Here is a 25,838-nt window from a genome sequence, read left to right as displayed (position 1 = left end):
CTCCCAACCCTTGCAACAATTGCATGAGATAGGAACACTGATGCCCAATAGTCAAAGTCCCTCGCCCTATCCACACTGGATGCTTCGCGAGATCCACGAGCAGCCTGCTACGCTTGCCGCTACGTTGGAACGCTACGTCGTAGGAGGTTCGTTTCGCCAGGAGAGCTGTGAAGCGATTCGTGAATGGACTCGATCGCTCGCGAACGAGATCGTCATCGCAGCCAGTGGCTCCAGTCGCCACGCAGGTATGGTGGCGGAGTTGACCATCGAAGAACTGAGCGGCTTCGGCGTGGACGTGGAGTATGCAAGCGAATACACCTATCGGCCGCAGAAGGCCCTGAAGGGTGCAACAGTGATCGTGATATCGCAATCCGGTGAGACTGCCGATACATTGGCCGCGCTGCGTAAGGCCAATGCCGTTGGCAGTCAGAGCTTGGCGATTACGAATGTGGCCACGTCGACGATGGCTCAGGAGGCATCGGCCTCCTTCCCAATCGAAGCAGGACGCGAGCGGGCGATTCCCGCAACGAAGAGCTTTACGGGACAGCTCCTAAATATCTATATGCTTGCCCTCCTGCTTGCCGAGTCTCGCAAGACGATAAGCTCGATTGGATTGAAGGAGCGGTTGGAAGAACTCGCTACGTTGCCAGTCCGGATCGCCGCACAGTTGGAGGGTTGGGAGAAGAGTGTTCGTGAGATCGCAGGGCAGTTTGGATCTGCCAAAAGCTTCCTCTTTCTCGGCCGCGGAGTGCACTACCCGATCGCACGGGAAGGCGCACTGAAGTTGAAGGAATCAGCTTACCTTCACGCCGAGGGCTATCCCAGTGGAGAGCTGAAGCATGGGCCGAACGCCCTCGTTGGGAAAGATACATCTCTGGTGATGATCGCCACAGTCGATCGCTCGCGCGAAGACTCAGTGCAGCGGTATGAGAAGAGTCTTCAACTCATGCGCGATATGCGGGAACAGGGCGCAGATATTCTTGCGATTGCCAATACAGGAGATGGCGACGTAGCAGGTCTCGCGACGCATACAATCTTTGTTGAAGAGATGCGTGAAGATCTTCTGCCAATCTGCGAGGTGATACCGTTGCAGCTTCTGGCGTATTTCATGGCGATCAACAATGGAATCGATGTGGATCGCCCACGGAACCTAACCAAAGCCGTCTTGTCGGAGTAAATGGATGAGTTTTTTTTTAGCGATCGACGCCGGGGGGACGAAGACGGACTATGCTCTCGCCGATGAGACACATGTGCTTGCGCGCGTGAGAAGCGGCACCATCAAGCTTATGCGTACCGACGCGTCGGTGGCTGCAACGAACTTGGATGGTGCGCTCGCGGAACTCTCCGAAGCGACCGGCGTAGCGATGCAAGCGGTGACGAGAACCTGCATCGGGACAGCAGGTGAGGTTGTTCCGCTGGTAGCAAACTGGCTACGGCAAGCATTTTCTGTACGTGTCGGCGGAGAGTTGTTGCTGCTTGGAGATGTAGAGATTGCACTCGACGCTGCTTTTCCTGGACAAGCCGGTGTGTTGGTGCTGGCTGGAACCGGATCGAACGTCGCGGGACGAACCGAAGCTGGGCTGCTATCCACTGTAGGAGGATGGGGACCGGCACTTGCAGACCAGGGCTCCGGACATAGAATCGGTCACGAGGGGCTGCGTGCGGCTTTCTTGGCAAGGGACGAAGGTCGTTCGACGCAACTGCTGGAGGCAATCCTGGCGTTTTGGCAGCTTAGCTCGATCGGGGATCTGGTGGAGTTTGCGAACAGCCGGCCAGCGCCGGATTTTTCGCGACTCACCGAGGTTGTGCTGCGATGCGCAGAGCTCGGCGATGAGGTTGCTTCCGCAGTACTCCGACAACAAGGTGAAGAATTAGCCTACTTGGTGCAGTTGATGATGCGCCGTTTAAAAGCCTCTTCGACGACGCCTGGTTGGACTCCCTCAATTGCCTTTGCAGGCTCCATCATGGAGAAGATTCCCTCGGTGCGCGAGGCTTTGCTTGCTGCCGTTCGGCTTGAGTTTCCCGACGCTGACGCGCTGGCGGGCGTGGTCGACCCAGTGGATGGTGCTGTGGCGCGGGCCCGTATGGGCCGCATATAGCGCTTTCTTATTCGTCGTTGTGGTCCAGGTATTAGAGAACGACACTCAACTCGTCAGATTACAGACGACTACTTCGATGCCATGACAATGACTTTTCCAGCGCCTCGACGAGGCGGTCGTTCTCCTGCGTCGTGCGTACTGCCGCGCGGAGGTGTCCAGGAGGCAGGGCTTGATAGTTAGTGCAGTCGCGTAGGACGATATGGTGCTCGACGATCATGTGCTGCCAAAAGGCGATCGGATCCACGTCAGAAGGTAATTGGAAGAGTATGAAATTGGCCTTGGACGGGTACGTGGTAAGGTCGAGCGCCTTTAGCTTGTGCTGCAAATCTCTTCTACGCTCCATATTCGTCGCTCTCGATCGAATCGCATAATCCTGATCTTCGAGGGCTGCACTGACCGCCTGAGAGGCGAGCGTAGTGATCGGCCAGGGCGAAAGATTCCCCTCAATCGCCAATGAAAGCACAGGATTGCTGACGGCATAGGCTACTCGCAATCCGGGTATTCCATGGAACTTCGTAACAGAGCGAAAGATAATTAGATTGGGGAAATGGTCGGTCTCTCTCGTGAGAGAAGACTCGGGAACATAGTCGATGAATGCTTCATCGAGCAGCACATACATCTTACGTTCCGCTGCCTTGGCAACAATATTGCGGATGACACTCCCGTCGTGACAGACTCCTGAAGGGTTCTGCGGATTCGCAAGCAGAATGGCATCGTGTTGCCCGACCGCCATAGCTTCAGGATCGTAGATGAAGCAGTCCTCGGCGCTGAGAGTATAAGGTGATACTTCGATTCGCGCGCGTGCAAGAGCCTTTTGGTATTCGACGAACGCGGGGACTGGAAGCAGAAACCGGCGAATTGGCAGGCTGCGCAGAACTGCATCCAGGAGCGGAACAAAGCCATTTGCAACAGCTATGTTTTGCGTACTGATCTCAGCATAATGGGCGATCGATTGTTTCAAGCTCGTTTGCTGCAAATCGGGATAGTCGGTCAGGGTCGAGAGATCGTCCAGACTCGCTCGTAGCGTGGAGAGAACGCCTGCAGGGGGACCATCCGGATTGATATTCGCGCTGAAATCGAGCAGATGCTTCACTGGAATTCCAAAACGTTCTGCGATCTGTCGTAATTGACCACCATGCACGGGCGATGGCTGGCTCTCTTGCATGTTAGCCTCGCTTTCTCGTCTGAACGAGGCTCGTAATCAGAACACCGAGGGCCACGCCGAAGAGCGACGCCATCGACAAAACGCGGATCGCTTGAGCCGCCTTGGCTGGCACAGCAGAAGGAAACTCGGCTCCCATAGGCTGCGCTGGTATGAGCTCTCCGTTATAAGTGTTGTCACCGCCGAGCCTAACATGCAGCGCACCAGCCATCGCGCTCTCCGGCTGGCCGGCATTGGGACTCTTATGTTTTGTGCCATCGCGTCGCCAGGTTCGCCATGCCGCTTGCGGATCGGATGGACTGACAAAGAATGACGCCGTGACGATAGCAAGAGCCGTCAGGCGCGATGGAAGGAAATTCGCCACGTCATCAAGTCGCGCTGCAGCCTTGCCGAAGTAGAAGTATTTCGTATCGGCATGGCCGATCATGGAATCCAGAGTATTGGCCGCTTTGTATGCCATTGCAAGCGGAACCCCACCCAAAGCCATGAAGAAGAGAGGAGATAAGATCCCATCTGAAGCGCTCTCAGCCACCGTCTCAATGACCGCGCGACTCATCTCCTGAGCATCAAGCTGACCTGTATCTCGGCCAACGATCCGTGCGAGCTGCCTGCGCGCTAGGGTTAGGTCGTCGCCCTCCAGTGCCTCTAAAACGGCTGCAGCTTCCTCCTCCAGATTGCGCGCTGCGAGACAAGTCCACCCAAGAAATAATTCTGTAGCGTCTCCAAGGAGCGAGGAACGGCGAGATGTCTGACGAATCATCTCTGCGGTAAGCCAATACGTTGCCCCCACGATAGCTAGTGTAAGCGCGGTACCTGACGCCAGTTCGGACGCGTCAGTTTGGTTCGGACGACGGAGCACAATCTCACCCTTTGAGATTGCCAGACCTATGAGGCGGACCGGATGCGGAAACCACTCAGGGTCGCCGGCGATCTGATCTACGAGATATACAGCTGGAAGAAGAGCGCTGCGATTCAAAGCCGCTCCTCCTTGTTGCCTGGTCCTTCGTAAGTGAGATTCGCCCACGCGAAGATCGCGGGCATGTCGAGCGACTGGCGCACCGTGTCGGCAAGCCGATTCAGTGATTCCTCACGCTTCTGTTGCCAGTTGTTAACGAGTGTTATCGGAGCCAATCCGTAGAAGGCACGAGCAGCGGTAAGGAAGGCATGGCGAAAGGCGTCATCATCGAAGAGCCCGTGAAGATAGCTGCCAAAGACGCGCCCGGCAGGCGTGATGCAGCCATCCAGATGGCCTTGATCTTCCATGGCCGATTCAGCCTTCAGTCTCGCGAATGGTTGCGCCCCATCGAGGTAGCGTGTCTCGCCGAGATGAATCTCATAGCCACTTAGTCGTAGAGGGAGAAGAGCCTGTCCAAAGAGTGAGGAAGGAGACAGGCTACCATTGCTGATCCTGGTAATCTTTTGTGGCGCCATCGTCGTGTGAATAGGTAGCAAGCCGAGCCCAGCGACTACGCCCACATGCTCCATCTCATGTGGGTCATGAATTTCCTCGCCGAGTATCTGCATGCCACCGCAAATCCCTCCCACCAGACCTGTGCGTGCGTAGTTGAGCAGCACATCGTCCAAGCCCTCGGCGCGCATCCACAGGAGATCGTCAGCAGTCTGCTTGCTGCCCGGAACGATGATGACGTCTGCCTCTGAAAGCTGCTCTCGGCTCCTGCAAAAATGGAGCGAAACAGAGGGCTCGGCGGAGAGCGCATCGAAGTCGGTAAAGTTGGAAAAAGACGGGAGCGCAATGACCGCGATCCGCAACAATCTTTCGGGATCGGTAGAGCGAAGCCACGGAGCCATATCGCCTTTGTCCACAGGAAGTCCCAGGCTGTCTTCTTCATCAAGCATGAGTCCAGAAAGATAGGGCAATACCCCAAGGCACGGCTTGTCGAGTCGATCCTCCATCATGCGTATACCCGGTTCAAGCAGCGTCACATCGCCTCGAAATTTATTGATGAGAAAGCCGCGAATGCGATCTTGCTCCTGAGGATCAAGTAACTCGACAGTGCCAAGGAGAGAGGCGAAGACTCCGCCGCGATCGATATCGCCAACCAGCAGGCAGGCCGCATCGGCGACCTCTGCCATGCGCATATTCACAATATCGTGCTGCTTGAGATTGATCTCGGCCGGAGAACCTGCGCCTTCAAGAATGATCACATCATTCTGTGAAGCGAGCATCTCATAGCTTTCACGCACGATGGGCATCAGCTCTTCCACTCGGCGCAGATGATAATCGGAGGCCGTGAGCTTCCCCCAGATCTTTCCACGCACGATGATCTGAGACGACATATCTCCCGAAGGCTTCAGCAGAATTGGATTCATATGGACTGAGGGCAAAATGCCTGCAGCTTCAGCTTGAAGAGCTTGCGCTCGACCAATCTCGAGTCCCTCAGGTGTAACAGCGGAGTTGAGCGACATATTCTGCGACTTGAAGGGAGCGACTCGATATCCCTCCTGTGCAAAGATGCGGCAGAGGGCTGCCGTCAACAGCGATTTGCCGACATGCGAGCTTGTTCCGAGCACCATAATGGCGCGTGCTCTCACGATTTGTTGTCCTCGCTGTAAAAGTCGTGGCAGACGGCGGTCTCAGGCGGCACACGTCTTTCCCATCCAAAAAATTCAAGATCAGGTATGGGCGCAAATTTGTCGACGTAACCAATGCAAAGGTAAGCCACAGGAAGGATATGCTCGGGGATGTGGAGTACCTCACGGAGACGCACTGGATCCAGAATGCTGACCCAACCGACGCCAATTCCTTCCGCCCGAGCCGCCAGCCAAAGATTCTGCACTCCACATACGGTCGAATAGGCTGCTGTCTCAGGCATACTGTGGCGCCCTAGTCCTCGACCCCGTTCGTTGTTGGTGTCGCACACGATGCAAAGGTTCTGGGGTGCTTCGAGAATACCTTGGAGCTTGAGGGATAGGTAGCGCTCCTTCTGGTCGTCAGCGTATCTTTCAGCGGCCTTCGCACTAGCTTTTTTGAAAATATCGTGCACAGCCTCCCGTACTGCGGGATTGCGAATCACAATGAAGCGTGAAGGCTGCATGAGCCCTACCGAAGGTGCGCTATGCGCGGCTGCGAGCAGCCGGTTAAGGAGTTCGTCAGGCAAAGGTCGATCGATGAAGCCTCGCCGCACATCGCGGCGTTCCGCGATCGCGCGATAGACGGCAGCGCGTTCAGAATCGCTGAAAGCATTCTCCTCTCCTGTTACCAAGCTCTCGACCACTTTGGTCCTCCCTTGGTGTCGTCGCGGAGCCGCGCATCGATACCGGCGTTGAACTCGATGAGACGCCCGAAGAGCCAGATGACGTCGGAGAGACGATTGAGATAGGGAAGAACCGTTGGCTGCACCACACCGCCAGCTTCGATAAAGCGAACAGCGGCGCGTTCTGCGCGCCGGCATACCGTACGCGCTACCTCATAGGCTGCGGATTCAGTGTGAGCTCCAGGCAAAGACCAGTCGGAGAGAATTCCTTCGGTCGCTTCGATCTGATGCACTAAGTTTGTAAGCATCTCGATATCTTCAGGAGAGACGACTGGAGGCTGTTTCTTGCTCTCGGGAGGCGTAGCAAGAGCCGATCCAACCCGGAACAGTGTTCGTTGAATCTCTTCTGTCCAGGTAGCAATCTCTTTATTCTGGCAGATGCTGCGTGCAAATCCAAGGAAGGTGTTTAGTTCGTCGACGGATCCGTAGGACTCGACGCGAAGGTCTGCTTTGGAGATACGGATCCCGCCAGCTAGGCCGGTCTGACCGCCATCGCCGCGTTTCGTTGCAATGCTCATAATTGTTCTCCTGTCATTGATGCTGGTGCGAGGATCTCTTCCAATGTAACGCGAAGTGTCTTGATGAGCGGAGGACGATCGTATTCGAATATCAGCTCGTCGTCCAGGAAATCCGAAACGTACGGCGGAGCCTCCGAGAAAAGCACCTCTTCAGAGAAGAACCAAGGTTGAGTAGCGCCAAGCTCTTCGATCGTCCTGGCTTGGACGATCACTGCAGGAATCTCGAACACGCCAGCCTTTAACAGATTGTAGGCGCGATGATATCCATCGCGTAGGAACCACCTGCCACGATAGCAGGCTACCTCGAAGAATGGCCCTCCTGCGTGGACTTCGAGCGGCGCAGCAGCATCGTTGGTGGTCCGAAAATGCAGATTTGGATTGCTTGACCTCAGAACAAATGTCTTGGTGTCAGCATCGTGCGCCATATCGCACTCCACCGGCTTTGACGGACCAAACGAAAAAGCCAGCAAAGCCGGCCAATCTCGTGCGGCAGGAGCCGGAGCTTGAACAAACGTAGAGTTGAAGAAAAGCCTCCGCTGAAAAGCTAGGAGTTGGCGCAGATCCACAACGCCAAGCGACCAATCCAGCCCAGTCATCTCAACGAGAAGATCCGATCTCCGCGCTTGAGGCGAGAAAAGATCGCGAAGTTCGGCTGACTCCTTTTGGAGCATGACTTCCGACTGCCGAAAGGAAGACCGGCGTCCTGGAAGATGTTGTCTCTCCGATAGCTTCTTGCTTTCGAAGGTGAGGGGGCGATAGGAGTAATCATCTAAATCCCAGGCGGCCAACTCGCGCACCTGAACCCTCTGGCGACTCATCAAGCCACCTCCTGTGGCGTAGCGACATCTTCGAACACGAAGGAGGAACAATAAGCCTCTGTACGGCTCCACGCCTCCTGCTCGCTACAATTGAAAAATCTCCTAAGTGCAACTCGCATAACTCCTGCATGTGTAACAACCGCAATCCGCCCGAATCTCGCAAAAGAAAGGAGTTCCTCTATCTCGTCCCACACCCTCATCTCAAAGTCCGCAAACGGCTCCCCACCCGGTGCAGATAGATTCGGAAAATCTTTGATCCAATTGCTCGCATAAGTAGGGTCACGCAGCTCGATTTCATTCCAACTAAGACCTTCCCAATCGCCGAAGTCAATCTCGCGCAGGTTTCGTCTTCTTATAATTGGGACAGCGAAAGTCTTTGCGAGTGCCTCCGCTGTGACCACAGCCCGCCGCAGATCACTGCAGTAGATCGCATGGATGGAAGCAGGTTGAATAGATTCGGCAAGACGACAGATCTGCTGCACCCCTATTGCATTGATTGGCGGATCGGAATGCCCGCAGAATCTGCCAGCCATATCCGTCTCCGCATGCCGTATAAAGTGGAGGCTGGTCATAGAGTCCACACTCCGCACACATACACGCCAATTTCGGTAAGTTGGTTCGTCGCGCCAAAACAATCGCCTGTTACGCCGCCGATGCGTTTTTTATAGTAAAGGCCTGTGAGCAGAGCCAGAGTAATGGCACTCACAATAGGAGCGACTGCGTGACCACGTAGAAATAAGATCGCAACAGCAAAACTAAAGAGCGTGCCGCCAACCAGAGTTCCCGTTGAAGTGAGTTGAGCGATCCGCGCACCCTGTCCATTAGCTTCCGATATCTCTTGAGTACGCGCGGACGGCAGAAAGTAACTCAGCGGCAGTGTCGTCCAACGGCACAAAACATGAGCCACGATAAGATAGTGCGCAATTTGCATCAATGGAAGTGAGGAGAGTAGAAGTAGGCGGCCAACGAGGCTAAAGATAATCGCCGCTGCTCCATAGCTGCCAATACGGCTATCACGCAGTATAAGAAGAATTTGCTCGCGACTCCATCCGCCTCCGAAGCCGTCGGCCGTGTCGGCCAGGCCATCCTCGTGCAAGCAGCCTGTTATCAGTACCAGAAAGATCAACACAAAAAATGCAGTGACGAGTCTTGGTAGATGGGCAAGAAGCAGAAGATTGAGCAAGGCAGCGCTTCCGCCTACAAGCACTCCAACAAAAGGAAAGAACTTTACCGCCCTCGAAAGTGAATCAGCTTCGTATGGTTGCGATGGAACCGGAATGCGCGTAAGAAACTGGATGGCCGAAATGAAATCCGACCATCCTCTCGCCATGGATGTGGCGAAGCTCATTGCGAAGCTCCGCTTACGCCTGCCGAACTGAAGGTCGCCATCTGCGTATAGAGTGCCATGGCGGATTCGAGAACCGGCATCGCCAGGACAGCGCCCGTCCCTTCTCCCAAGCGCATATTGAGCTTGAGCACAGGCGTAAGCTTCAAGTGGTTGAGCAGAAGCTTGTGCCCTGGTTCCTCGGATTGATGTCCAGCGATAAGATAACCCCGCACCTCGGGGGAGATCGCAACTGCCAGGGCAGCAGCGGCTGTTGAGATGAAGCCATCTGCGACGATTACAAGTTGGTGCCGCGCCGCAGCGAGGATGGTGCCTGCCATGGCGGCTATCTCAAGTCCACCCACACAGCGGAGAATCTCGAGCGGAGATCGATCCGAAGAAGGCTCTCCAAAGTGTCTCTCTACGATGGCCTGCACGACGCCCATCTTATGAGCATGAGCCTCAGGGCTGACTCCCGCACCACGCCCTGTCGTCTCTGTCGCCGCAACACCGGTAACAGCGCAGGTAATCGCGCTCGCGGACGTTGTGTTGCCGATCCCCATCTCTCCGATGGCAATCATCGTCTGCCCTGCAGCGAAGGCGCGGTCTCCAATCTCCTTCCCTATCGCAAGGGCCTGGGCGAGCTCGTCATCGGTCATGGCGGACTCATGGAGCATGTTGCGCGTGCCTCTGGAGACCTTATGGTGCAGCAGGCCTGGAACGTCTTGAAAATCCGCATCCACTCCCACATCCACAACGCATAAATCCACATGATGTAGTTGTGCAAGCACATTGACGGCAGCGCCCTTAGCCAGAAAATTCAAGACCATCTGGTACGTAACTTCGCGTGGGTAGGCACTCACGCCTTCGGCAGTAATGCCGTGATCTGCGGCGAAGACATAGACCCCTTTTTTAATCTCTTCAGCAAACCTCTCTTGACGGATGGCTACAATCTGGGCCGCCAGTTCTTCAAGCTGTCCAAGACTACCCAGTGGCTTGGTAAGAGTATCGAGATATGTTAATGCTTGTTGCCGCCAAACCTCGCTGGGGGCAACGATGCCATGCGCGATCTGCTCTATGGTGGTAGTCCTCAAGTTAGTCATAGAGTCTCCATGAATGAATCCTGGATGATAGCGGCGCGACCGGCCACATTAGTCGCCGTAGAGCTGCCATGGGAGGGTAATACGTCGAGGGTCGCGAGAAGAATAAGTATAGATCGTTTCATCGTGTCAATGTCTCTAGTATCTTCGTGTTGCGGGCAGTCTCAACAAAATGCTGCGCAGCCTTTGGTGCGGCGCGAAAATGAAGATGGATATAGCTCGCGAGCACGTTGCTGAGTCCGTACCCCTCATCCTCTTCTCGTCCAGAGAGGGAATATTGCACACGATAGTTCGTCGCCGCAATAGGTTGATTTGTAATTCGTGAATAGTGAAAGCTATGACCTCGTACAACAGTGCCGCGGTCGCCCAGCAGGCAATCACGCATCAGCTCCACTGTCACATAGCCAAACTGAACCAACTTGTTGGTCATCTCCATCTCGAAGGGAAGCACGCCTGTCATCGCGTGTACTTGCCCATCAGCAGTTATGAGTTGCTGGGAGAGATAGATCATTCCACCGCACTCGGCATAGACAGGCCGCTGCGTCGCGACGAAATTGCGAATCGATCGATGCATCGAGATATTCGCACTTAGCTGTTCCGCATATAGCTCGGGATACCCGCCCCCAAGATAGAGCGCATCAATATCCGCAGGGAGGGAGGAGTCGCTTATCGGGCTAAATGGAACGATCTCCGCACCCTGCTGTCGCAGCAGATCTAGATTGTCTTCATAATAAAAACTGAATGCCCGATCGCGTGCCACTCCAATTCGGATAGAAGTAGCTTCTGCCTCAGGCGCTCCTATTGTTGAGGAAGCCGGGTCGAGGCCACATTCGAGCTCCAACATCCGATCCAACGCGCAATGCTTCTCTGCCATCGCGGCGAGTGCGTCAATCTGCTCATCATCGGTATGGGAATCATCAGCCTCCTCCACCGCTTGGAGCCCCAGATGTCGCTCCGGGATAGAGATAGCGGGATTTCGTGGCAGCCACCCCAGAATTGGCGTCTTGCACCTGGAGAGAATTGCAGCTTCAAGCATCTTGAAGTGACGTTCGCTGGCGACTCGATTAAGAATCACCCCAGCCAACGAAAGCTCCGAATCGAAAAATTCGAAGCCTAGTAAGACAGCAGCGATGCTCCGCGCACTCTTGCTCGCATCGAGCACCAGCACTACAGGAAGTTGAAGCACCTTGGCAATCTCGGCGCTGCTGCCCGCTTCGGTAGCTCCATCTTTACCATCGAACAAGCCCATCATGCCTTCGACAACTACTACGTTCGCCCCTTGAGCCGCATCGCGTAGGACATCTTTATTCGCTGCTACCGAAAGCATCCATGTATCGAGGTTTCGCGCCGGCCGGCCGGCAATACGGCTGTGGTGACCTGTATCAAGAAAATCAGGTCCCCCTTTGAACGGCTGGACGATCAATCCTCGCCGTCGCATCGCAGCCAGAATCGCGAGCGTGGCGGTCGTCTTGCCCACTCCGCTTGCGGTGCCGGCGATGAGGAAACCCTTCACGGCCGAACCTCCGCGGGAACGGAGCCCTTGAGCGGGAAGGGAAGTCCTGCGACCATCAAGAGCACTGTATCCGCAACCGAAGCGACCCGCTGGTTAATCTCTCCAACGAGATCCCGGAATCGTCGGCCCAGCTCATAGGCTGGAACAACGCCGCTTCCCACCTCGTTAGACACAAGTACGACGGAACACTGCGCCGATTGAAGCGCTAAACAAAGCTCATCGATTTGAGCTTGAAGCCGCAAGGAGTCTTCGCCATGAGCCTCGAGAAGGTTCGATGCGAATAGCGTAAGGCAGTCAATCAGGAGGACATCGCAGTCGAGACTCGCGGCCTGAATGGTCTGTGCCAGTTGGAGCGGCTCCTCTATCGTCGCCCAGGTCTCAGGTCGTTCGGCACGATGCCGCTCAATCTTGGCGTGCATCTCGGCATCGTCACGTCGTTCTGCTGTCGCGACAAATGTGACGCGAAGCGAACGCTCGGCAATTCGTTGTGCAAAGCGGCTCTTGCCACTGCGAACGCCGCCGAGCACAAGAGTCACGGAAGCGGGTTGGCGCTGCTGCATACATCGCTCCTTGCATCCAGTGGCAAAAGGACCGGAGGCCGAGCGGGAATAATAAGGAGGCAGCTTCCGCAGACATCCCGTAGGGATCACACGGATACGCTCTTCAACTCTCCCAGCGAAGTTGAATTAAGCCCGAAATCATCTGGCCGGTCTCCTGACTTGAGCTTCGTTGAACTTGGGCGGCCTTCCCAGGACTTTCGTCCCAGTGACCCTAAGTGCTAAGTTCTCAGCGCTTACAGTTACGGGGTAGTGACGGATTTGCACCGTCTTCCCGAACACCAGATATCTGGAATATACCGCTCTGAAATCCGGGGGTCAACAGGGGCCACCTGCAATTTGTACGACCAAGCCAGAGATAACGAAACGGACCCGTGGCGTGTCAAGCCAGGCATAGAACCCTGTCTCCCAGACTCCATCACGACTGGTAGTTCAGCGAGCAGACACAACGCTGGCAGGTAGGATTACTGGCCACCTTTAAGCGGCTGCGGAAGCTCAGAGCCGCCTCTCCATTAACAGCTTCTTCCAAGGTCTGTCGATCCACATTGCCGACGGGAGGATGGAAGAAGCAAGGCCGAACACTCCCATCGACTTCGATTACCGCAGAGACCCAAGGAGCATTGCAGATCGGGGCCTTGGGGGGTATCCCTTCCAGATGCTCGCGAAAGCGATCGCCAATCCTTCGCAGCTTCGCTTTGTTTTCAGCAATAAAACCGCTATCAATATCGTCCTGATGCATCCGAATCAAGAGTTCGACCTCTTCTTCCAGGGCGATTAACTCAGCTCTGGTAAGAGTGATCTCATCCTGACGTTCAGGCGCCCAACGCTCCTCCCGGTTGAAGGCCGCCGACGAAATATCCGCAGCGAGAAAGGAGATGCTATCAAGCCCGAGCGACCTTGCCGCGGCGACCGTGGCGCGCAGATCAGCATGGTTCGACTTTTGTACCGTGGTCCGGCACGATATCGGAATCTCGGGCCGGCGTCTCCGTACCGCTGCTATCCCTCTTCCAATCGTTTGGAAGGCCCCGCGGACACGTCGAATCCTGTCATGGACCTCCGCCGGGCCATCAATCGAGATGATGATATCGTCGAAACCCGCAGTCACCAGCTCTGCACGCTTCTCCAGCAGGAGCCCTGTCGTAAGCAGCGTAATACGAAGATTCAGTTCGCGGAAGAAACCACAAATCGCCTCCAACTCCCGATTCAGCAGAGGTTCTCCGCCCGAAAGCACAACGTGCTTCACCCCGAGCGCTCGTATTGACTCGCGATGCCGTTCAAGATCGGCAGCATGAAACTCTCGCCCATCCTTCCGCTTCCAGATGTCGCACATCACGCAACGGCAATTGCACTGACTATGAACGTTAATCAGGAGGATCGGAAGCGCGACGATGCGTGATCGCTCGAGATGATTAGTCGGCGCGGGTTGAATGTCATAGAGTACCGAGATAACGCACCTCCCTCTCAGCAAGCAAGAGTTTGCCTTGGCCGAGAACCTCCTCCGCCGCCTCAAACAACATCTCCAGCGGAGCTCGAATCCAGCGTTGCTGGCCGGCTACTTCAAGAAGTTGCATGCCGGAGCGGAGCTCCTGTGGCAGGCGTTCATAGAGAGGAGGAGAGACCATCTGCACCCGACCTGAGATCACAACCAACTCAACGTCCACAAAGGTGAGCCCCACAAGCGCCACGGCAGGAGTGTCATGATCGCCACGCACAGCAATCAGATCGGCCACTCCGAACTCTGCAATCTGTCCTTGGTTCTCTTTTAAGTGAAGCATCTTCGCAGGGCCGGAAGTCACCATGTCGTAGACCGCGGCAGGATCAAGGCCAACCTCTGTATGAAGGTACCGAGCCTCATCGAGCAGATCACCCGCCGCTGTAATCGGGGAGTCGCTACCAAGTGCCAATCGCTCGACCGAAGTAAGCAAATCGCGTGTAGGAGCCTCCGCAAAGAGAAATCGGTTAGACGTAGGACAAACAACCAGCGATACTCCACGCCGGTTCAGCAGAGCGATCTCCTCTGCCGCGCACGCTAATCCATGGATGAGAACGGTACGTTCATCCAGTACCTCCATCGCGTCAAGCGTGGAGATCTCGCCTCGACTCGCTTCATCGACCCCCTCCGCGGCATGGAGAAGAAAGGGTTGATCCTTCGGCGTCCACCGAAATCTTTCGACAAGATGCGGATCGAACGACAAAGAGTGCGACCAGCCGAAGCGGGAGACAACATGAACAGGAAAATCGGAAAGAGTGAGTTCCTCGTGCAAAGGGTTGTGATGACAAACCGTCGTTACGCCACAAAGGAGATTACGGATTGCCCCCCACCACAGATGAATAGCTTTAGGAATTTGCCTATATCGCTCGATGACATCTGCGTGGATCTCATGAATCTCCTGAGCCCACTCCGTCGAGTTTCGATAGCAAGGCGCCTCTGCACCGCGTCCGAGCCTTGGAAACAGCCCAAACTCCAAATGTTCGTGTGCATTGATCAAGCCAGGAAGAAGCACATAGCCATTCAGATCAAGTGTCGGTACTGCACTATCAGCGCTTTCACGAACGGAGATGATGTAGCCATCCTCGATCCGAAGTACCCCATCCTTCCACGTACTGGCTCCCGTACCAATACGTGCGTTGGTCAGTTGCATATTCGAACGAGAAGAGCTTGTGAATGGCTGCGACTGCCGTTTCCGCAACTTCAAGATGTATATAGCGGCAACGCCAACGAGCCCTTCATACTCCTCAAGTTTTCCAGCATCCTCGAAGAGGGTCCGCTCCGGCCCAGAAAAGGATGGCTCTAATAAAGTCTGAACCTCGAATCCACTCTCTTCAAATATGGAGACAATCTCCTCAAGAGAACGAGGGTACGTAGCGATCTCTACCCTGGCACCATCTACAGAGAAGCTTCGTGTCCAGCCTCGCTCCGATGCGGTCGCGGGATGCATATCGGAGATAACTAACGACCCATCCGATCGAAGGACACGAGCACACTCATGAGCGAATCCCTTCAGATCGTCCAGATAACTGAGCACGAAAGAAGCCAGCACAAAACTCTTAGAGGCGTTCTCCCCGGGCAACGTCGAGCACTCTCCACGCTCGAGCTTTGTCGTAGGCTGGACCTTCGCTCGAGCATGCTCCAGCATGGCGGCAGAGCAATCCGTTCCAGTAAGAGAAGCAGGACGGAACCTTTCCAACTTCACCAGCCAACGGCCGGTTCCACACCCCGCATCCAGAACATCGTTGCCCTCTAACTCAGGCAGCAGTGGCAAGACGCTCCGCTCCTCCAGCATGAGCAGGGGATTGGACTGCGCATCGTAAACCTCCGCCCAGCGGTCGAAGACAGAGCTATCCGGCTGCGTTTGAGAGGAAATCGCAACTGTCTCGGGCATCTTCACAGGCTCTCCCGTTTTGGTTTACGCAAAGCGATGAACTGGTTCGCGAGATGAAGCTCGAAAGGAAATCGGTAGAAGTGAAAGGCATAGCGCCACGCGCTGAGAACCTGTAGAAATACGCGGCTCCAACGTGGTGCACGAATATCCTGCACCGTTGGCCAGCGCGACCCTACAACGATCTCGAAGTTATCGATTAGCTTTTTCGTCCGGCGTTTGAGCCACGGAGCATTCGTGTCGATGCGCAGAGTAAAGTTCATCCAGTCGCTCGTGGCCCAACCAGCCGGTGAATCTGGAAATGGAACTTCGATCTTCCCGTACATCTCTCCACCCGCGTTGTGCGGCTGTGGCGTCGGAGTGTAGTGCTGGATGATGATCTCTGAATCCGGATTGATGCGTTTGATCTTGCGGATAAATCGCAGCGTCTCACGCGTATCGCGGTCCGGGTCGTTGGGATTGCCGATCACAAAAGAGAACTCAGGAATGATGCCGAACTTCCTTGTACGCCGCGCCACCTCGAGCGTCTGCTCCGTGGTGATGCCCTTTTGCATCTCTTCGAGCACCCAATCAGAACCAGACTCCGCACCGAAGAAGATCATCGCGCACCCCGCCCGCTTGATCGCGGCAAAGGTCTCATCCGAGTATTTGGACATAATGTCCACGCGAGCTTCGCACCACCATCGAAGCTTCAAATGCGTCATACGGTCGCAGAGCTCCCGCGCATGATCCTCGCGTAGGAAGAAGTTCATATCGTAGAACTGAACCGAGTCCGCGCCATATCGTTCCACAAGGTGAGTCAAGATGGCGACCGTGCGCTCCGGAGACTCCATCTTCTCCTTATTGCCATACGCCGCATGAACACCGCAGAAGCTGCAGTTGAAGGGACAACCGATGCTCGCGTGGTGAACAGCGGTTCGCTTGCCAAAGAAAGAAGGCCGCAAATATTTTTCAACCGGAAGGCGATGAAACGGAGACCACGGAAACTCATCCGGTCCCTTCATGGGACGCTCGCCATTGTCGTGTCGCAGCCCGAACATATCTTTATAAGAGATGCCCAGCACCGAGTCCAGAGGACGATTGCCGCGCAACGCATCGAGAAGTTCAAGGAGGGTATCCTCCCCCTGTCCACGAGCTACGAAGTCTACATAGCGGGCATTGAGCGCCGCGTCCGGATAAATAGATGCGAAATATCCACCCCAGCAGATCGGTACCTTAGGATGAAGGCGGCGAACCTCACGCGATGTCTCCATCGCTGCCACCATCTGTGGTCCTGGCATAGCCGAGACACCCAGCAATTCAACCTTGTGCTGATCGATAAGTTGCAGGATGCGAGCCGTCGGATCGTCTTCGAGGTTTCCATCGACAATCTCGTACTCCTCTCGTCCTTCAAGTGCAGCAGCGAGAGCGAGCACAGCAAGCGGTAGCCTTCGGTTCCGAGGCCGCGTAGCGCGTGGATGGTAGAGAATGATCATTGGCCGGCCCACGTCGTATAGATACGGAACTCCGACGGTGGTCGCCGCCCCTCGAGCTTTGCCCGAACCGGTCGAAGCGACCACTGAATCCCATAGAAAGGCTTGATCATGCGCCACTCCAGCTTGAACGTCTCTTGCAATTGATTCAGCCGTTCTGGCGTAATGTACTCCTGGCTGGAGATCGAGTTTGATGAGAACCCGTACGTTGATGCGAAGTGTTTATGCTTCTCTTCCACCATTCTTATCCCACTCTCTTCTCGTGCGTACCACGGCGTATCTGCAATCACCACACCGCCACCGGAGCGTGTGCAGCGAAGAGCCTCCGCTAACGTACGTTGATAGTCTTGCGAGTAATGGAACGATGCATTGAAGATCACAAGGTCGAAGATGGGCGATGGAAATGGAAGCTGGTCGAGTTCAGCTTGAACTCGAGGGAATAGGGGTTCGACCTGGGAGCTGAAGTGGATAGCGGCACCAAGTCCATCCTGATCGTTGCTTAATAGATCCACCGCAATGGGTTGGTGTCCCATAAGGGACAACCTATAACTCATCCAACCGTTGCCTGCGCCAAGGTCGAGGATCCTGAGCGAACGTCTGCGAGCTTTAGCCAGCGGCGAAACGATGTGCTTTACGATCGACCCGAAGGTGCAGGCTCGTATCTTCCATTGGTCGCTATTACGGCCAGAGATATCTTTGTAGGGCAGGCTGAGGTAGTAGTCTGACTTATCGCTTCCTCGGCCTTCGGCGGAGCGAATAAACTCATACTCTGCGACGAAACGCTGAAAGCGCTCGATCTGTTGCGGAGAGAGCGCCTGCCAGATCCCCTCTTTGTACTTCGTTACAGCCATGCAGCCAAGGCATACGCGTTCGCCGGAGCCAGCGCGCGTCTCCGGGGTCATCTCGATGGAAGGCGCGCCACAACGCCAACACAGCAGCGTGACGCTCTCACCCTCCCGCGTCCCTTCGACGGTATCGATCTCATCCCTCTGCGTCACCATCATCGGGGTATCCTCTCGAAGCAAAGCAGAACATGATCGCCGGTACTGCGAAAGATGGGCAGCGTGGAAAAGAATCCTTCCAGGCGTCGAAGCAAACCAAAAAGAAAAGAGTGCTTTCGGGCCCACATCTCCAAATAAGAAGGGGGCACCGCCACTCCAATTCCCGTGCAGGAGTACAGACGAAAATCATCGCGAAAATAACGCCGGATCTGGCGAACGGTCGGATAATACACCGTAAACTTCGCGCCATCGAGCTTAGCTTCGCTATATCCCTTCCATCGTCTCGATGCCTTCTTCCACTGTCCCAGAGCAAGATAGTAGAAGATCTCGATCAGGCTATAACGAGTAGAGAGACATAGAACCACGCGGCCATTCGGTCTTACAAGACTCGCCAAAGACGATGCGACAGCGCCCAGGTCGTCTGTGCAGTTCAATCCAGAGAAGTTCGAAAAAGCCCCATCGAATTGCATTCCTGAAAGTTCCCCAAGGAACTCCGTAGGCAACTGACGGAAGACCACGGAAGACTGCTGCGGCTCGTGTCGCAGACGCTGTTCTGCCCTGGCGATCATCTCCCGCGAAGCATCACACGCAAAGACGGAGATGCCGTTACCGGCGAGAAACAGAGCATCCTCGCCTGTTCCGCAATTAAGTTCGAGAACCTTGTCATTCCTATGGAAAGTGCTCAGGAGGACCTTCCATACCGCTTCCCGTTGTGCCCGACCGATGAGCGAATCGGTAAAGACGCGATCGTAGTCCACGGCAATACGATCGAAGGCCGCGCCAGCGGCCGATCCGGGAACATCTCCGAGAGGAAGCGCTGCTCTGCTCGTACTCATGCCTCGACCTCGTTCTGTGTCGTAACAAGTCCCTCGCGTGAAGCCTGAATGCTCATGCTCAGCTCTTCGAGAAGGGTTGAGTCCGTCTCCACCTCACGAAGCTTTGCCAGTTGAACCTCGTCGCGAAGCAGCTTATCGGCATGCGCATAGTAGGCCCGCGAATGCCGCCCAGCGATCTTGATCTCCCGATCAGACGTCTCCGCCCATGGCTTCAACTGCACCAGCTTGCTTTGGATCTGCTGATAATAAGGAGTGCCCTTGATCGGATAGGAGACCGTCGTAAAGAAGATATCGGGCTTCGCCTTGCTGACGTGACGGATAGTAGCCTCAATGTCCTCCATCTCTTCACCTTCGTAACCCCACATCAAAAACATCCCGCTCTGGATCTTACGTGCCCGGCTCATCTCAACAGCCCTCTGCACCTGCTCCACCTTCACACCGCGATCCATCGAATCGAGCAGTCGTTGCGAACCACTCTCAGACCCGATCCAAATTCGGAAGCAACCCAGCTCCGCCAGCAGATCGAGCATCTCTTCATTCAAGCGGTCAGCGCGCGAGATGCACTCAAAAGGAATATGCAGGCCGCGTCGTCGCATCTCCCCAGCATACTTCCGTATCCATTCATGATTGATCGTGAAGACGTCGTCCGATACCCAGGCAATATCGGGGGTATACTCCGTCAGCAACCACTCCAGCTCGTCCACCACCTTGATAGGATCGCGGCGGCGATGTGTCTGCCCGTAGACCTGATGGCTACACCAACGGCACTTGTAGGGACATCCTCGTGCCGTGATGAAGTTCACCGAACCTTGCTGATGATGCGTCCTCCACGTATTGACATACCGATGCAAATCGATAGCCTCGCGTGCAGGCCACGGCTGCGCATCTAGATCTGCAATCTGCGTGCGCGGGAGATTCTGGTGAAACACTCCCTCTTGATCGAGATAGGCCGTACCGGCAATCTTCGCCTTCCATCCATCGCCTGTGCCATCGCAGCCGTCGCGAAAGGCAGTCAGCAACTCCTGCATCGTGGACTCGCCTTCGCCGAAGACGACAAAATCCGCACCCGACTCCAGAAACTCTTGCGCATAAGCACCAGGCTCCGGCCCACCCACGATAACTCGCCAACCTGCTTCTCGCGCTACCTTAATAATCTCTACAACATTGCTCCGAGTCATCAGGTTCGCATAGATGCCAAGCGCAGTCGGCGTCTCTGTCTGAAGATGGTGGAAGAGCGCATTACGGCTGGAGAAAGTAGTATCAAAGACCTCAACATCGAACCCCTGTTTCCGTAGGTGCGAACAGAGATACAGAATGCCCAAAGGTGCATAAGGCTTCATGATCTGCATCTCTTTGGGATCTTCGTAGAGAAAATATCCGTGCGTAAGTAAGAGGTCGGGCATCAGGATCTCCTCTCAACCACAAGCTCCTGGAGCGGCACAAATGCGCCTCGCACCTCCCCAGCGGGAGCGGTAGGTAAAGAAAGCACATTGACGTTCCTGCTCAACGGTTCCATCTCATGCACACGCATCCATAACGATTCGCCTATGGATGCGTCAAACGGATCAGCCGGCGCATGCCATCCCGCTACCTCAGCATGCAGCGCATCCCGAAGAGCGTGATAAAAACTATCTGTGTAACTGGCGATATGCATCGTGCAGAGATCATCGCTATCAACCCAATTCCGTTTTATCCCCAACTGCGCTTGCACACGCTCGAAGAAGCCGGTACCCGGCAGGGGATAGGAGAGAGACACCCCAATATCATCCGGCCTCGTATCCCGCACTAGCTGCACCGTCTCGCAGATCTCGTCCCACCCTTCACCCGGGTAACCAAACTGAAGAAAGTAACAAGCCCGTATGCCAGCCTTCGCAAGTCTCTCCCGAGCGACATGAACCGTAGAGAGCTTCAGCCCTTTGTTCATGGCATCGAGGATCACCTGCGAGCCCGACTCCACGCCCATCCATATCTCAGCGCAGCCTGCCCGCTTCAGAGAAGCAACAGTCGCCTCGCTCATTAAGTCGGCACGAGACTGAATCTTAAAGGGAACAACCTCGCCATAAGATTCAACAGCGTTCGCGAACTGCTCTATCCAGTGCCGATCCAACGCAAAGACATCGTCGCCAAACCAGATATGCTGCACCCCGAAGAGCGTCTTCAACTCGTGCATCTCCGCCGCTACTTCCTCAGGAGCACGCAGATGGAATCGATTACCAGAGATCGGCTTCGCACACCAATTGCAACCATAGGGACACCCACGGCTCGAAACGACGTTCGTCGAAAAATAACCATGCGCTTCCGTCCAGGACCGTCGATACGGTTCAAGATCGATCAGCCCTCTCTCGACCCGCGGCAGGGCGGCCCACGAAGGATTCTTAGGCGCTGGCAATAGTTTTTCCAGACTGCCATCGGCCGCTGAGTAACGCACGAGTCCAGGAACAGCCTCTACTTCGACTCGCCCATCCTGCAAAAGCGAACGGCAAAGATCCTGCAAGGTCTGTTCCGCTTCACCATTGAGAACAAAATCGGCTCCATTATCCAAATACTCCTGTGGATGATCGGTAGCATCCGACCCATGAACCACCACGGCAATTCCCGAAGCGTGGGCTATCGTAGAGAGCTCGTTTGCCAACTCCCGCATATGCAGCAGACACATCTTGGTTACAAAATTGAAGTCGTCCTCGTATATGACGACAATCTTCGGCTGGTGTTCTGTCAATGCCTCAAGGAAGCCCGGAAGAGGCTTATTGAAAGTCGTATCGTAGACCGCGACAGAGATGCCCGCCGCGCGGAGCGCCGTTGCCGCATAGAGCGTGCCCAGCGGAGGATACGGCTGCATCTTCCGCAATTGCTTCGCATCATAGGCGAGATGGTTGGAATGTGTTAGCAGTACATCAGCCATGGACTACCTCTAGGCAAAAATGATCAGCACGCATTAGCTGGCTCCACAGGTAACTCCTGGCCAGTAACAAGAGAACGTCGCTTGACGATGCGCTCAGAAAGCTCAGCAAGCCATATCTCCCACGGACAATAAAACAAGCTGGAGCGCAGTCGCCATTGGATCGGCGTCTCAACGAGAAAGCTAGTGATCTTCTGCACCAAGGCCGTCTTCTTAGAATGCCGCCGCACCTGGTTGAGCAGCAGAAAATAAGCAAGCATGCGATTGAGTCGCGTGAGTGCCCGCCCCCGGAGCCAAGGCAGCAGGTTGGCCCCTAGTGGCATCGTCATCCAATCCTCCAGCGTCTGCGGTTCAATTACACCAAGATCGCGCAACTGGGGCCAGATAGGAATACCGGGATAAGGCGTAAAGATATTCGGTGAGAAGCGAACATTACTGAACTGACGCCCGATATCACTCATCGTCCGGAAGGTAATAAGCCTGTCAGCCTCAGTCTCTCCGGGGTAGCCAAGAATGAGATTGAAGGTGATGCGTATGCCGGCGAGGTTAGCCTTGCGAGCGGTCTCGTACATCTCATCGACACGTTGATGGCGCTTGTTCATCATCTTAAGAACGGCCTGCGAAGTAGACTCCGTTCCAAACCCCATGTAGCTCACCCCGCTATCGGCAAGCAACTGAACCTCCTCCTGGCTCATTCGGCAGATGAAGTCCGTCGATGCCTGAAAGGTCCACGTAAACTTCACACCCGAATCACGTATACCCTTCGCGATGGCGATCGCTCTACGCAAATCAACAGGGAAGTTGGAGTCCAGCAGAGCCACATTGGTGATGCGATAACGCGCCACCAGGCCGACTAACTCCTCGACGACATGCTCAGCAGCATAGGCGTTGAAGCGCCGCTTATACACCACCATATCGGTGCAGTAGTTACAGGCATAAGGACAGCCCACGCTTGTGGCATACGCCAGTTCGCGCTTGCCGGAGATGCGCTCATACGCATCGAAGTCCGTCATATCGAAGGCGGGTGGGGCGAAGGTATCGATCGGTTGAACCCGTCGCTCCAGGTTCTCAATCAGTCGCCCCTGCTTCTTCCAGGAGATGCCCGGAATTAAATCCAAAGGCCGCTTCTGTGCGAGCGCGCTCGCAAGCTCGACAAGAGTAATCTCCCCTTGCCCACGCACCACAACATCGACATAAGGCTCTCGCAGCGTCGACTCAGGACAAAGCGTCGGATGCCATCCCCCAAAGACGACGCAGACCTCTGGTGTACGGCTCTTCACATGGAGAGCCGCTTCAATAGCACCTCGGATCATGGGTCCGGTCAGCACGGAGATACCGATGCAAAGCGCCGTCTTGCACTCTTCCTCAATCCGCGTCAGATACTTCGGCTCAATCGCCGCATCGATCAACACTACCTCGAAGTTAGCTTCACGCAACGGTCCCGCGAGCGACAACAGCGCAAGCGGCGCTCCAAGCGGAGGCCCATCGTACGGTGGATAGAACAGGACGACCTTGCCCCGCGTCAGCACGCTGCCTCCGCCGGTGTGTTGGCGAGTCTCTTGGCGTCGACGGCAGGCTTACTCGCTGCCATTCGTTTCTTTAGCTTATTGTTCAACCAGATCTCGACAGGATACTTATAGACATCGTTGTCAAGACGCCAGCGAGCCGGCAATGAGATGGACTTCTGAACGATTCGCGTAATCGGCCCGCGAGTATCGGCCGCGATAGGAATACGGTCGAATGCAATACGAAGATAATCGCGCGTTACCTGAAGCCGCTTGTGCTCCTCACCCTTCAGCCACGGCAGCGTCGTGTAGCGCGGAAAGAAGTCAGCCCATCCTTCCAGCGTAGCCGGCACTTCGATGCCAATCTCCTTCGCCCGCTCCATAATCGGAGAGCCCGGATAAGGCGTGAAGATATTCGTCCAGAACTCTGCCCCAGGGAAACGTCGGCAAACATCCATCATGAAGCTCACCGTCTCCCTGCGCTCCTTCGGACCCTCGCCAGGAAAGGCGAAGATGATATTGAACGAAGGTCGTATATCCGCCGAGAGGCACCGTGCAGCGCTCTCGTAGATCTGGTCAAAGTCCTGGAAGGTCTTGTTCATCAGTTGCAGGATCTTGGGCGACCCTGAGTCGACTCCTTGGCAGACCTGGTGCAGACCCGCGCGCCGAAGCAGCTTGAGATCCTCCGGAGAGAGTCTCGCAACCATATTCGTCGTCGCCTGGATGCTCCACTTGAACTGAGAGTTCTCGCGCACCAGTCCTTCTGCAATACCTCGGGCGCGATCGAGATCGACCAGGAAGTTGTCGTCGACCACCCACAGCATCTCGAGTCGGTAGCGTCTCGTCAGGTCGACAGTCTCTTCGACGAACTGCTCTGGCGACAGGGCGTTCCACTTGCGCCCATAGACTCCGGCGTTCGTACAATACGCGCAGTTAAACGGACACGCCAGGCTCGAAGTATACATAGCCCAGCGCTTTCCGCAGCCGCGTTCATAAGCATCGAAATCCGCAATGTGATACGCCTTCGGTGGCATATCGGCCAAAGGCTTCAACGGCCGCTCCGGCGTAAGAATAAGTTTGCCGCCACGCTTGAAGCCGATCCCTGGAATGAGATCGGGCGCCGACCTCGTCTCCAGATGTTGGACTAAGTCCAGCAGCGCATCTTCGCCCTGCCCGCGGACGATGTAGTCGACGCAGTCAGCCTGGAGCGTCTGGTCGGGAAGCAGGGAAGGATGCCATCCACCGAGGATAATGGGGAAGTCTGGATTCCATGCCTTCACGGCCCGTGCGATCTCGACTGTCTCGCGGATCATCGGACCTGTAACGAGCGAGATTCCCAAGCAGATAGCATCGCGAACCTCTTCGAGCACCCGCTTCTTGAAATCCGGTGTGATCGTCGAGTCCACGAGTGTGACTTGATATCCCGCACGAATCAGGGGCGTAGCGACCGCAAGAACACCAAGCGGAGCCGTTGCCTCAGAACTCGCGAAGGACGGGAAGAAAAATACAACTTTCTTTGGCGAAGGAATTGATTTCGGCATCGGTTGGACTCAGCACGCTCCCAATCTCAGTGTGTGCTGTTAAGCATTGCCGTGTGTCAGGGTATTGTCCCGATATTGTCATCGGATTGTCCCTCTCCCACCCAAAGGGAGAGGGCTGAATTCTTCGCTGCATTCTATGTGAAATTCTGTAGAACCACACACGCAGGAACAGACACGACCAGCGGAAAACTGACCGCATATGCTGGATCCAGCATATGAAGTCAGCACCGTGCTGGCACAGGGGTGGAACTGTACGATACGCGGTCGACCTTCATGCGTGGCCTCGAAATTTGTAGCGTGGCCATAAGCAAAGCTCGAAGTTTGGCGCGCGCGCGAGCGAGCCTGGACATCACCGTTCCAACCGGGCAGTCCAGAACATGGGCGATCTCCTGGTAGGAGAGCTCTTCATATTCGCGCAATAGGATCACCTCGCGGAAGTCCATGGGAAGCTGTTGGATCGCTTCGCGCACCTGCTCCGACTCAAGCTTGCTCACATAGAGCGCATGGGGACCCTTGGAAGGCTCGACCACGACGTTCGTTGTGATCTCATCCGCATCCAACTCGATGAGATTCGGAGTGGTACGTTGCTTCCGCAACTGATTCAGCCAGGTGTTGCGCAAGATAGTCAACATCCAGCTCTTCACGTTACTGTCGGCCCGCAGATATCGTATGGCCCGGATAGCACGAACACAGGTCTCTTGGACTAGATCCTCTGCTTCACTTCTGTTCCGGGTTAGCATCATGGCATAGCCATAGAGTGCATCCATATTCTCCGTTACCGCAACGTCTTCGTAGCTCGAATCGCAATTCCAATACATGCCTAGTCCTTTTGTATCGC

23 protein-coding genes and 1 riboswitch are annotated in these 25,838 nt (G+C 55.3%); of the genes, 2 read left to right on the top strand and 21 right to left on the bottom strand.

Annotation, left to right across the window (positions count from 1 at the left end; translation table 11 throughout):
* Positions 1 to 40 precede the first annotated feature (40 nt).
* Together HB393_RS06060 and HB393_RS06055 are read left to right on the top strand one after the other, a co-directional pair.
* The gene (locus tag HB393_RS06060) at positions 41 to 1,177 is read left to right on the top strand and encodes an SIS domain-containing protein (protein WP_213804262.1); all 1,137 of its coding nucleotides are present in this window, start codon (positions 41 to 43) and stop codon (positions 1,175 to 1,177) included.
* Positions 1,178 to 1,181: 4 nt separating this feature from the next.
* Positions 1,182 to 2,099, top strand: a complete 918-nt coding sequence (locus HB393_RS06055; RefSeq protein ID WP_213804261.1) for a BadF/BadG/BcrA/BcrD ATPase family protein — start codon at positions 1,182 to 1,184, stop codon at positions 2,097 to 2,099.
* A gap of 58 nt (positions 2,100 to 2,157) precedes the next feature.
* Here the strand turns inward: HB393_RS06055 and HB393_RS06050 are convergent, their stop codons facing one another.
* The 21 genes from HB393_RS06050 to HB393_RS05950 all read right to left on the bottom strand — a co-directional run bounded on the left by HB393_RS06050 (position 2,158) and on the right by HB393_RS05950 (position 25,767).
* Positions 2,158 to 3,264 (bottom strand): threonine-phosphate decarboxylase, encoded by a 1,107-nt coding sequence (locus HB393_RS06050; RefSeq protein ID WP_213804260.1) that lies wholly within the window; start codon positions 3,262 to 3,264, stop codon positions 2,158 to 2,160.
* A 1-nt stretch (position 3,265) separates the two neighbouring features.
* The gene (gene cbiB / locus HB393_RS06045; protein ID WP_213804259.1) at positions 3,266 to 4,237 is read right to left on the bottom strand and encodes an adenosylcobinamide-phosphate synthase CbiB; all 972 of its coding nucleotides are present in this window, start codon (positions 4,235 to 4,237) and stop codon (positions 3,266 to 3,268) included.
* Positions 4,234 to 5,796, bottom strand: a complete 1,563-nt coding sequence (locus HB393_RS06040) for a cobyric acid synthase (RefSeq protein WP_218623907.1) — start codon at positions 5,794 to 5,796, stop codon at positions 4,234 to 4,236. The genes cbiB and HB393_RS06040 overlap by 4 nt, the downstream gene beginning before the upstream one ends.
* Before the next feature lie 14 nt (positions 5,797 to 5,810).
* Positions 5,811 to 6,497: a 5,6-dimethylbenzimidazole synthase gene (bluB, locus tag HB393_RS06035; protein ID WP_213804257.1), complete on the bottom strand. Its 687-nt coding sequence runs from the start codon at positions 6,495 to 6,497 to the stop codon at positions 5,811 to 5,813.
* Positions 6,479 to 7,054, bottom strand: coding sequence for a cob(I)yrinic acid a,c-diamide adenosyltransferase (locus tag HB393_RS06030; protein ID WP_213804256.1), 576 nt, complete (start codon positions 7,052 to 7,054; stop codon positions 6,479 to 6,481). The genes bluB and HB393_RS06030 overlap by 19 nt, the downstream gene beginning before the upstream one ends.
* The gene (locus HB393_RS06025) at positions 7,051 to 7,872 is read right to left on the bottom strand and encodes a hypothetical protein (protein WP_213804255.1); all 822 of its coding nucleotides are present in this window, start codon (positions 7,870 to 7,872) and stop codon (positions 7,051 to 7,053) included. The genes HB393_RS06030 and HB393_RS06025 overlap by 4 nt, the downstream gene beginning before the upstream one ends.
* On the bottom strand, positions 7,872 to 8,444 hold the full coding sequence (locus HB393_RS06020) for a histidine phosphatase family protein (protein ID WP_213804254.1): 573 nt from the start codon (positions 8,442 to 8,444) through the stop codon (positions 7,872 to 7,874). The genes HB393_RS06025 and HB393_RS06020 overlap by 1 nt, the downstream gene beginning before the upstream one ends.
* Positions 8,441 to 9,220: an adenosylcobinamide-GDP ribazoletransferase gene (cobS, locus tag HB393_RS06015; RefSeq protein WP_213804253.1), complete on the bottom strand. Its 780-nt coding sequence runs from the start codon at positions 9,218 to 9,220 to the stop codon at positions 8,441 to 8,443. The genes HB393_RS06020 and cobS overlap by 4 nt, the downstream gene beginning before the upstream one ends.
* Positions 9,217 to 10,299: a nicotinate-nucleotide--dimethylbenzimidazole phosphoribosyltransferase gene (cobT, locus tag HB393_RS06010; RefSeq protein WP_213804252.1), complete on the bottom strand. Its 1,083-nt coding sequence runs from the start codon at positions 10,297 to 10,299 to the stop codon at positions 9,217 to 9,219. The genes cobS and cobT overlap by 4 nt, the downstream gene beginning before the upstream one ends.
* Before the next feature lie 118 nt (positions 10,300 to 10,417).
* Complete coding sequence (locus tag HB393_RS06005) at positions 10,418 to 11,809, bottom strand: cobyrinate a,c-diamide synthase (RefSeq protein WP_213804251.1); 1,392 nt, start codon at positions 11,807 to 11,809, stop codon at positions 10,418 to 10,420.
* Complete coding sequence (cobU, locus tag HB393_RS06000) at positions 11,806 to 12,369, bottom strand: bifunctional adenosylcobinamide kinase/adenosylcobinamide-phosphate guanylyltransferase (RefSeq protein ID WP_213804250.1); 564 nt, start codon at positions 12,367 to 12,369, stop codon at positions 11,806 to 11,808. The genes HB393_RS06005 and cobU overlap by 4 nt, the downstream gene beginning before the upstream one ends.
* A gap of 126 nt (positions 12,370 to 12,495) precedes the next feature.
* Positions 12,496 to 12,667, bottom strand: a riboswitch (cobalamin riboswitch).
* A gap of 117 nt (positions 12,668 to 12,784) precedes the next feature.
* Positions 12,785 to 13,834, bottom strand: a complete 1,050-nt coding sequence (locus HB393_RS05995; RefSeq protein ID WP_255550849.1) for a radical SAM protein — start codon at positions 13,832 to 13,834, stop codon at positions 12,785 to 12,787.
* Positions 13,797 to 15,749 carry a methyltransferase domain-containing protein gene (locus tag HB393_RS05990; RefSeq protein ID WP_213804249.1) on the bottom strand — a complete coding sequence of 651 codons (1,953 nt, stop codon included), beginning with the start codon at positions 15,747 to 15,749 and terminating at the stop codon, positions 13,797 to 13,799. The genes HB393_RS05995 and HB393_RS05990 overlap by 38 nt, the downstream gene beginning before the upstream one ends.
* A 2-nt stretch (positions 15,750 to 15,751) precedes the next feature.
* Entirely contained in the window at positions 15,752 to 17,221 is a 1,470-nt protein-coding gene (locus tag HB393_RS05985) for a radical SAM protein (RefSeq protein WP_213804248.1), read from the bottom strand.
* The gene (locus HB393_RS05980) at positions 17,218 to 18,222 is read right to left on the bottom strand and encodes a class I SAM-dependent methyltransferase (RefSeq protein WP_255550848.1); all 1,005 of its coding nucleotides are present in this window, start codon (positions 18,220 to 18,222) and stop codon (positions 17,218 to 17,220) included. Before HB393_RS05980 ends, HB393_RS05985 begins: the two co-directional genes overlap by 4 nt.
* Complete coding sequence (locus tag HB393_RS05975; protein WP_213804247.1) at positions 18,219 to 19,055, bottom strand: class I SAM-dependent methyltransferase; 837 nt, start codon at positions 19,053 to 19,055, stop codon at positions 18,219 to 18,221. Before HB393_RS05975 ends, HB393_RS05980 begins: the two co-directional genes overlap by 4 nt.
* Positions 19,052 to 20,458, bottom strand: coding sequence for a radical SAM protein (locus HB393_RS05970; protein ID WP_213804246.1), 1,407 nt, complete (start codon positions 20,456 to 20,458; stop codon positions 19,052 to 19,054). The genes HB393_RS05975 and HB393_RS05970 overlap by 4 nt, the downstream gene beginning before the upstream one ends.
* The gene (locus HB393_RS05965; RefSeq protein ID WP_213804245.1) at positions 20,458 to 21,957 is read right to left on the bottom strand and encodes a radical SAM protein; all 1,500 of its coding nucleotides are present in this window, start codon (positions 21,955 to 21,957) and stop codon (positions 20,458 to 20,460) included. Before HB393_RS05965 ends, HB393_RS05970 begins: the two co-directional genes overlap by 1 nt.
* A 23-nt stretch (positions 21,958 to 21,980) precedes the next feature.
* Positions 21,981 to 23,483: a cobalamin-dependent protein gene (locus HB393_RS05960; protein WP_213804244.1), complete on the bottom strand. Its 1,503-nt coding sequence runs from the start codon at positions 23,481 to 23,483 to the stop codon at positions 21,981 to 21,983.
* Positions 23,477 to 25,000, bottom strand: coding sequence for a radical SAM protein (locus HB393_RS05955; RefSeq protein ID WP_213804243.1), 1,524 nt, complete (start codon positions 24,998 to 25,000; stop codon positions 23,477 to 23,479). Before HB393_RS05955 ends, HB393_RS05960 begins: the two co-directional genes overlap by 7 nt.
* A gap of 221 nt (positions 25,001 to 25,221) precedes the next feature.
* Positions 25,222 to 25,767: a sigma-70 family RNA polymerase sigma factor gene (locus tag HB393_RS05950; RefSeq protein WP_255550885.1), complete on the bottom strand. Its 546-nt coding sequence runs from the start codon at positions 25,765 to 25,767 to the stop codon at positions 25,222 to 25,224.
* Positions 25,768 to 25,838 lie beyond the last annotated feature (71 nt).

The organism is Granulicella sp. dw_53 (genome assembly GCF_018449545.1).
In the GTDB taxonomy this organism is placed as follows: Bacteria; Acidobacteriota; Terriglobia; order Terriglobales; family Acidobacteriaceae; genus Edaphobacter.
This window is presented reverse-complemented; position numbering and strand designations above follow the sequence as displayed.

Coding starts and splice junctions, on each gene's coding strand:
- HB393_RS06060 (WP_213804262.1), top strand. CDS start 41: ATGCCCAATAGTCAAAGTCCCTCGCCCTATCCACACTGGATGCTTCGC.
- HB393_RS06055 (WP_213804261.1), top strand. CDS start 1,182: ATGAGTTTTTTTTTAGCGATCGACGCCGGGGGGACGAAGACGGACTAT.
- HB393_RS06050 (WP_213804260.1), bottom strand. CDS start 3,264: ATGCAAGAGAGCCAGCCATCGCCCGTGCATGGTGGTCAATTACGACAG.
- HB393_RS06040 (WP_218623907.1), bottom strand. CDS start 5,796: ATGGTGCTCGGAACAAGCTCGCATGTCGGCAAATCGCTGTTGACGGCA.
- HB393_RS06030 (WP_213804256.1), bottom strand. CDS start 7,054: ATGAGCATTGCAACGAAACGCGGCGATGGCGGTCAGACCGGCCTAGCT.
- HB393_RS06025 (WP_213804255.1), bottom strand. CDS start 7,872: ATGAGTCGCCAGAGGGTTCAGGTGCGCGAGTTGGCCGCCTGGGATTTA.
- HB393_RS06020 (WP_213804254.1), bottom strand. CDS start 8,444: ATGACCAGCCTCCACTTTATACGGCATGCGGAGACGGATATGGCTGGC.
- cobS (WP_213804253.1), bottom strand. CDS start 9,220: ATGAGCTTCGCCACATCCATGGCGAGAGGATGGTCGGATTTCATTTCG.
- cobT (WP_213804252.1), bottom strand. CDS start 10,299: ATGACTAACTTGAGGACTACCACCATAGAGCAGATCGCGCATGGCATC.
- cobU (WP_213804250.1), bottom strand. CDS start 12,369: ATGCAGCAGCGCCAACCCGCTTCCGTGACTCTTGTGCTCGGCGGCGTT.
- HB393_RS05990 (WP_213804249.1), bottom strand. CDS start 15,749: ATGCCCGAGACAGTTGCGATTTCCTCTCAAACGCAGCCGGATAGCTCT.
- HB393_RS05985 (WP_213804248.1), bottom strand. CDS start 17,221: ATGATCATTCTCTACCATCCACGCGCTACGCGGCCTCGGAACCGAAGG.
- HB393_RS05980 (WP_255550848.1), bottom strand. CDS start 18,222: ATGATGGTGACGCAGAGGGATGAGATCGATACCGTCGAAGGGACGCGG.
- HB393_RS05975 (WP_213804247.1), bottom strand. CDS start 19,055: ATGAGTACGAGCAGAGCAGCGCTTCCTCTCGGAGATGTTCCCGGATCG.
- HB393_RS05970 (WP_213804246.1), bottom strand. CDS start 20,458: ATGCCCGACCTCTTACTTACGCACGGATATTTTCTCTACGAAGATCCC.
- HB393_RS05965 (WP_213804245.1), bottom strand. CDS start 21,957: ATGGCTGATGTACTGCTAACACATTCCAACCATCTCGCCTATGATGCG.
- HB393_RS05955 (WP_213804243.1), bottom strand. CDS start 25,000: ATGCCGAAATCAATTCCTTCGCCAAAGAAAGTTGTATTTTTCTTCCCG.
- HB393_RS05950 (WP_255550885.1), bottom strand. CDS start 25,767: ATGGATGCACTCTATGGCTATGCCATGATGCTAACCCGGAACAGAAGT.